This is a genomic window from Cyanobacteria bacterium FACHB-DQ100, from assembly GCA_014695195.1.
Taxonomy (GTDB): domain Bacteria; phylum Cyanobacteriota; class Cyanobacteriia; order Leptolyngbyales; family Leptolyngbyaceae; genus Leptolyngbya.
This window is the reverse complement of record JACJNW010000033.1, coordinates 23,454-29,992: the sequence shown is the minus strand read 5'-3', so window position 1 is coordinate 29,992 and position 6,539 is coordinate 23,454. Positions and strand designations below refer to the sequence as shown.

Here is a 6,539-nt window from a genome sequence, read left to right as displayed (position 1 = left end):
TTGCCGCGGAAGGTACGATCGGGATAACCCGCGATACAGCCGTAGCGTTCAACGAGGGATTGCAGGGCTTGGAATGCCCAGTCAGTCGGGCGCACATCCGAGAGCTGAGAAACCGAGGTGACTTGTCCAGCTTGATTTGCTGAAACAACACCCTCATTGCTATAGGCACTTAATTGATCGAGTGAGGAAACAGTTTGAGTCGTTGCATCAGCTTTGACTTCGTTCGCAGCAACGCCAGTTGCACCAAGAGCAGCGGAGACAGTCAGCGTAGCACCAAGCAGCACTGGATTAACCAGCAGCGATTTCCACAAGTTATTAGACATGATCACTTCCGTATTCACACCATCGAACAAAACACATTGGGATTCTGAATTAAAAGCAGAACGCAATGTTTACAACAGTATACCCTAGTACAATCTTGATTCTTAATGGATTCAGCATGGGGATCATAGAAGGTTTATCGATTTGATTGCGTTACGGGATTTAGGGTGATCCGGTATACATAGAAATTTTTACAGAATCTTCATAGACTTAACTCAATCATCTTGAATGAAATCTTTCTGAAGAAGATGGCGTGAGCAAGTTTGCTCGTTAGGATAAGTTTTGGTGTCGCGCAGATTAGTCATTCATGATGAGATTCGTTTCCGATCCGGCAACCTCGCTCAAGATTCAAAAGATGCAGGAGCGCGTGAAATGGCGTACACCCAGTTTGATCGATCGCGGGATTGATCAAACTCGATTAGTGATTGAGGACGATCGAGAGCAAGATGCTTTCTCGTTCTTAGTGATTGGGGATAGCGGATCTGGGCGGCATCCGGGACATTTTCCTCAGCGGAGAATCGCAGAACAAATGCTGCCGCACCGTGATGAATCTCGCTTTATTCTGCACACTGGAGATGTGATTTATCTGGTTGGCTCTAGCGAGTTTTATCCACATAATTTTATTGAGCCGTATCGAGAGTTTTTGGTTGGAGGAGAAACACCGAGCCAGATTACATTTGATCAAATGGTGTTTAATCTGCCGTTTTTACCTGTACTCGGAAATCATGATTATTATGATCTTCCTTTGGTTTATGGAATTCTTTCACAGGTCTCTTATCCGATTAGAAAACTATTACGATCGCGGATTGATTTTGATATTCGATTTCATGGGTCTTATCAGGGAAAAGCGTTCGCGCAGGCGTTCATGGATTTGCTGTCGGTTGCAGAACAGCATGGGAAATTAGCGGCGCATCTCGATCAACACTACACGGCTGAAACCTCGACCGGACGATGCTTGCGATATCAACCGGGATCATTTACGCGATTGCCGAATCGTTACTACACTTTTCGCTATGGTGGGATTGATTTCTTTGCGCTCGATTCTAATACGATTAATGAGCCGATCCCGCTTTCGGCAGGTCAAGCAGGACGAGCCGATCGACGACGGTTAACCGAACAACGTGCGGCGATCGAACAAGAGATGCAGCAGTTGATGGTCGATATTTCTCGGCTTGATATTAACGAACCTGAACAATCGGATCAAGCGGATGATATTCGGGTCAAATTGCAGCAGCTTGAGGAGATCCAGATTGATATTGAGAAACAATTGAATGCGGAAACGAGCGTTGAGAGCGATTATGAGCAGTTAGATTGGTTGCGCGATCGCTTGGTTCAGTCTTGGCGATCTCCAGAGGTGCGAGGGCGCGTCGTTTATTTTCATCATCCGCCTTATGTAACGGAGGCAACGAAATGGTATCAGGCGCAAACTTTAGCAGTGCGCTATCGATTGCGGCAGGTGTTCGATGATGTGGCAAGAGAGATTGATCTGAAAGGTCGCCCGATCGTGGATCTAGTTCTGAATGGTCATGCTCATTGTTTTGAGTATTTGCGGACTGGAGATACCGGACACGCAGACTCAAATATGAATTGGGTAGTCTGTGGGGGAAGCGGCTATAGTTTGCGGCGACAGCGAGAAGAGGGAGCTGAGATTACAGAGCGGATCGAGTCAGAGGAGCGAATTGTCGCGAAATCTCAACTGTTTGTGGGACGAACTGGACAAGGAGCTTACAAACAGCGCCCTTACTCATTTGTGAGGATTGATGTGACCGCAGATGATCCGGTGAAGTTTATTCTGCGTCCTTATGTTTCCGAGTGGTCAAGGCGACAGTGGCACGATCGCGCCCTTGATCCGATTGTGCTGACATGATTACTCAGCAGTCATTGGTTGAATTTCTCGATCGCTTCTTCAATGTGGATCGGTATCCTGAAGAGGAGCGAGGCGGAATTTATCAACTCAGCGATCGTCCGATTCGCCGCTTGGGACTGGCGCTTGAACCGATTCCGCAGATCGATTACTGGATCACAAAAAATCAAATTGATGCACTCTTCTTACATCGTCCTTGGCAGTTTAATTCTGATCTTGATATTGGTATCGTTTTTTATCATTTAGCGTTCGATGAGCGGTTGACGTTAGGATTTAACTTGCAATTGGCAGATGTATTATCGCTTGTGAACGTGCAGCGGTTCGGATACAAAGCAGACCGAGCGATCGGTATGATTGGAGAGGTTCCATCTCAAAGTTTTGATCGCTACTGTGTTCAGGTGCGAGAGATTTTTGGGGGTTATGAGTCTGCGAACACGTACTCGTGTAGCGAAGCTAACGGACAGGCGGATACGACGGGGAAAGTGGCGATCGTGGGAGCAATGAATGATGGTTTGATTCGATCGGCAGCAGAGCAAGGTGCAACCGTTTACATTACTGGACAGTTTCGTGTTTCCGCTAAACAAGCCGTGTTAGATACGGGAATGTGTGTGATTGAAGTGGGGCATCGACGCTGTGAACAGTGGGGATTAAGGACGTTGTCTGCGGTACTGCGGCAGCGTTGGTCAGCGCTCAGAACGATCGTTATAAGCTAAGTTTTACAGCGCGTCGTTTGAATCCGAGTGGTGCTTGTCCTAGAGTTGAGAAGTTTGTCCTAATTGCTGTGTTATGAGATTACGGCTCTCTTTATTTTTTGGTGCGATCGCGTCACTGATTTCTATTCCAAGTGCGATCGCTCAATCGTCTCAACCTGTTTCGATCCAATTTCGCGGATTGGTTGGCGCTCAATCGTTTCAGTGTAATTCAACTTACTTACTCGGTACACCTTCAACCTCTGTTGCTCCTGCTGATTTTCGCTTCTATGTCTCAGATGTAACGTTGATCGATGCTCAAGGAAAAGCCGTTCCCGTAACATTAACGCAAGATAATCGCTGGCAATATCAGAATGTTGCACTGATTGATTTTGAAAATAAAACCGGAATGTGTTCAAACGGTACAACTGAGACAAACGATCGTATTGTTGGAACGGTTCCAAAAGGCAATTACAAGGGAATTCGCTTCGCGTTAGGCGTTCCGTTTAAGCTCAATCACGAAGATGCAACGATCGCGCCTTCACCTTTAAACCTCACATCGCTCTGGTGGAATTGGAGAGGCGGCTATAAGTTTGCTCGAATCGATTTTGCTCTACCGATGTCAGGCATGAAGCACGATCAACCTCACTCATCCAATAAACAGCAGGGATTTAATATTCATCTGGGTAGTACCGGATGCAATGCTACGAATAATCGCCAAAAACCAGAAAGTTGTACAAATCTGAATACTGCAACGATTACATTTGAAAACTTTAATCCCCAAAACAGCGTCATTGTTGCCGATCTTAAATCTCTAGTAGCAAACTCAAATTTGATGAAGAACCAGCCTGGCACTGGACTTGGCTGTATGTCTGATCCTAAAGACGGCGATTGTACTGCAATTCTCACGAATTTCGGATTGCCTCAAACTGGAAAATCTGCCCGTCAAACATTCTTTCGAGTTGCCCCGCGACCATGAAGGGCTGGTTTAACCTTGCGATTCTTACCCTTCTCGCCTTCTGCCTGTCGATCGGCTTGAGTGCTGCATTTTCTAGAAGTGATGCAGCCTCTAGCTACGATTGGCAACTCCCCGCATGGACACCACCGCCGATCGTGCCTGCCAACAATCCGATGAGTGCTGCAAAAGTCGAACTCGGACGGCATCTCTTTTATGAAAAGCGTCTTTCGGTTACGGGGGAATTTTCTTGCGCCACCTGTCACGACCAATCCCGCGCCTTCACTGAGAAAAAATCGGTGTCGATCGGTGCCACCGGAGAGGCGCATCCCCGAAACGCGATGAGCTTGGCGAATGTTGCCTACAATTCGGTACTCACTTGGGCAAATCCGTTAATGGCTGATCTAGAAACTCAGCTACTTGTGCCGCTATTCGGGGAGCACCCGATCGAGATGGGCATGGCGGGCAAAGAAACAGAGATAGTTGCACTGTTGCGCGATGATTCGCAGTATCGTCGGATGTTCGCTGCTGCGTTCGGGAATGAAGCAATCAGCATTAATACAATGGCAAGAGCGATCGCAGCATTTGAACGATCGCTGATTTCGTTTAATTCACCCTACGATCAATACCGCTATGGAGGGAACGATCGGGCAATTTCCGAGGCTGCAAAACGGGGTGAAGCCTTGTTTGAAAGTGAAAAATTGGAATGCTTTCATTGTCACGGAGGGATTAACTTTTCTGATTCCACCGTTCATTCCCGTTCTGGTTTCAAGGAAATTGCATTTCACAACACTGGTCTATACAATCTCGATAACAAAGGTGCTTATCCCGCTAATAACACGGGTATTCACGAAATTACTCTCAAGCCGTCTGATATGGGACGTTTCAAAGCACCCACCTTGCGAAATATTGCCTTAACTGCACCCTATATGCACGATGGCAGTATTGGCACACTAGAGCAAGTGATCGAGCATTATGCGGCGGGGGGTCGAACAATTCACGCAGGTCAGTTTGCGGGAGCGGGTAGCGAGAATCCGCTTAAGAGTTCATTTGTGAAAGGGTTTAAGTTAAGCGATCGTGAAAAGCAGGATCTTCTCGCTTTTCTTCGCAGTCTCACCGATGAATCGTTTGTGAAGAATCCGGCATTTAGCAATCCTCAGGTCGATCGCAAAAATTGAATTCATTCCGTCGGGCTCAGGCGCTTGATGATCCAACTGCTTGCTCCGCTAACGAGCGCACCCGCCATCAAAATGCCCAAAGCAGGCTGCATCACAGGTGTCCAAAGTGAAAGCCACAGGTTTAATCCGAGTGGCACTTTTGCAGCCTGACCGATTAGAGCGATCGCAAACCAGCCAAAACACAGCAGCACAAAAAACAAGTTCCACATCAGCGCTGTATTCAGCCACTTAAAAAACGTTTCTTTCATAAACTCAATTCAGTCATTTATCTTCATTAACTTAGCAAAAAATGGGCTGCAACTGAATTCAGTGCAGCCCAAACGCCAATGATCCAGGGATAAACTGTTATTAGAGATCGTGAACCGATGGGAAATCTTTGTCGCGTGAATATTGCAGATTTTCAGGATCAACGTAGTGGCAGACTGCATCATTCAAACAAATTACCGCCCAGCCCGATTGGTGCATCTCAACTAATTCATAGCCCGATGCCTGCTGCACAAAATAGCCTCTATGATTCCGTGTACCAGGTTTAACGCCAACTCGATCAATAGACATGATAATTTGCTCCTTAAGTTACAAAGAAATCGCCCGATCGACACTTGTGCAAATCAGAATCAAATCGCTATAAGCCGTGTTAGCACGGCGTGTTAAACGACAATAAACACACCATTGCGTAAACAATTAAATTTCACGCAAGCCGTTTTTTGCTTCTGTAAAGTGGCGAAAAGATTGTTAGAAATGAGGAATATATCCTGATTTTCAAATACTATCATCGACTTTCTAAGATGATGATTAAATTATTTGATTTTGTGTTGCAGTATATAAATTAATTAGATGGTTTTGTATAGCGAACTGCAACAATTTTGCAGCGTAGATTGTCGATCGCGTAACGCAAAATTCACACAGCAGCTTTCCACAATAAAGAGAGCCAGAACGAAATTCTGGCTCTCGAAAATCGTAAACAAAAATGAAGGAATTCTTAGGATTCAAATAACCAAGCTTTCACTCTTTGCAAACTCTTCCAGTCGGGTTTTCTTGCCAATCCATCTTCGATATTTTGCTGCACTTCGTCGCGCAATTCTTCAACCGCAAAGGTTAATTGTTGTGCCATTTCAACGTGCGGTCTGACTCCTGGCTTGGACAGATCCAACATTGCCAAAATCAGATTGATGCGAGCTTGTGCATCTTGAGGAACCAGTTTCACCGCTTTTTGAGCGGCGGGAAATGCCAGCGCAGGCTTATCCGCCAGCAAATAGAGCCACGCTAAACAAGTCCAAGCTGCACCCGTTTTGCGAGAACGATCGCAGATTTCTTTAAACACTGGAATCAGATTTTCTGGGGCTTCTCCAGCTTTGTAGCGCTCCAGTCCCTCTTCAAAAAGGGCTTCAACCGTTTGAGTCATGACACCTAATCAAAATAATGTAGAGGTTAGTTGGGGTAACTAACCGATCGAACCGTTTCTTATTCTATCGAATCGCCTGACTTGGAATTGCAAGAGGACAATTTTAGGCTAAGTGACTGAAGCCAGAACA

At 46.0% G+C, this 6,539-nt stretch carries 8 protein-coding genes; 4 read left to right on the top strand and 4 right to left on the bottom strand.

From position 1 onward, the window contains the following. On the bottom strand, positions 1-323 hold a 323-nt coding region (locus tag H6F51_18780; GenBank protein MBD1824516.1), incomplete at its 3' end, for an S-layer homology domain-containing protein. A gap of 308 nt (positions 324-631) precedes the next feature. On the opposite strand from H6F51_18780, the gene H6F51_18775 reads away from it, so the two are divergent. The 4 genes from H6F51_18775 to H6F51_18760 all read left to right on the top strand — a co-directional run bounded on the left by H6F51_18775 (position 632) and on the right by H6F51_18760 (position 5,007). Continuing rightward, positions 632-2,188 (top strand): metallophosphoesterase, encoded by a 1,557-nt coding sequence (locus H6F51_18775; protein ID MBD1824515.1) that lies wholly within the window; start codon positions 632-634, stop codon positions 2,186-2,188. After that, a complete protein-coding gene (locus tag H6F51_18770; protein MBD1824514.1) occupies positions 2,185-2,898 on the top strand; it encodes a Nif3-like dinuclear metal center hexameric protein in 714 nt (237 codons plus the stop codon). Before H6F51_18775 ends, H6F51_18770 begins: the two co-directional genes overlap by 4 nt. Before the next feature lie 73 nt (positions 2,899-2,971). After that, positions 2,972-3,853 carry a metallo-mystery pair system four-Cys motif protein gene (locus H6F51_18765; protein MBD1824513.1) on the top strand — a complete coding sequence of 294 codons (882 nt, stop codon included), beginning with the start codon at positions 2,972-2,974 and terminating at the stop codon, positions 3,851-3,853. Further along, positions 3,850-5,007, top strand: coding sequence for a di-heme enzyme (locus H6F51_18760; GenBank protein ID MBD1824512.1), 1,158 nt, complete (start codon positions 3,850-3,852; stop codon positions 5,005-5,007). Before H6F51_18765 ends, H6F51_18760 begins: the two co-directional genes overlap by 4 nt. Before the next feature lie 2 nt (positions 5,008-5,009). On the opposite strand, the gene H6F51_18755 is transcribed toward H6F51_18760, so the two are convergent. From H6F51_18755 to H6F51_18745, 3 genes are all read right to left on the bottom strand, one after another. Then, positions 5,010-5,255, bottom strand: a complete 246-nt coding sequence (locus tag H6F51_18755; protein ID MBD1824511.1) for a hypothetical protein — start codon at positions 5,253-5,255, stop codon at positions 5,010-5,012. Between the two features lie 100 nt (positions 5,256-5,355). Continuing rightward, positions 5,356-5,562 carry a hypothetical protein gene (locus tag H6F51_18750; protein MBD1824510.1) on the bottom strand — a complete coding sequence of 69 codons (207 nt, stop codon included), beginning with the start codon at positions 5,560-5,562 and terminating at the stop codon, positions 5,356-5,358. 424 nt (positions 5,563-5,986) lie between these two features. Continuing rightward, positions 5,987-6,409: a hypothetical protein gene (locus tag H6F51_18745; GenBank protein MBD1824509.1), complete on the bottom strand. Its 423-nt coding sequence runs from the start codon at positions 6,407-6,409 to the stop codon at positions 5,987-5,989. Between the last annotated feature and the right edge of the window lie 130 nt (positions 6,410-6,539).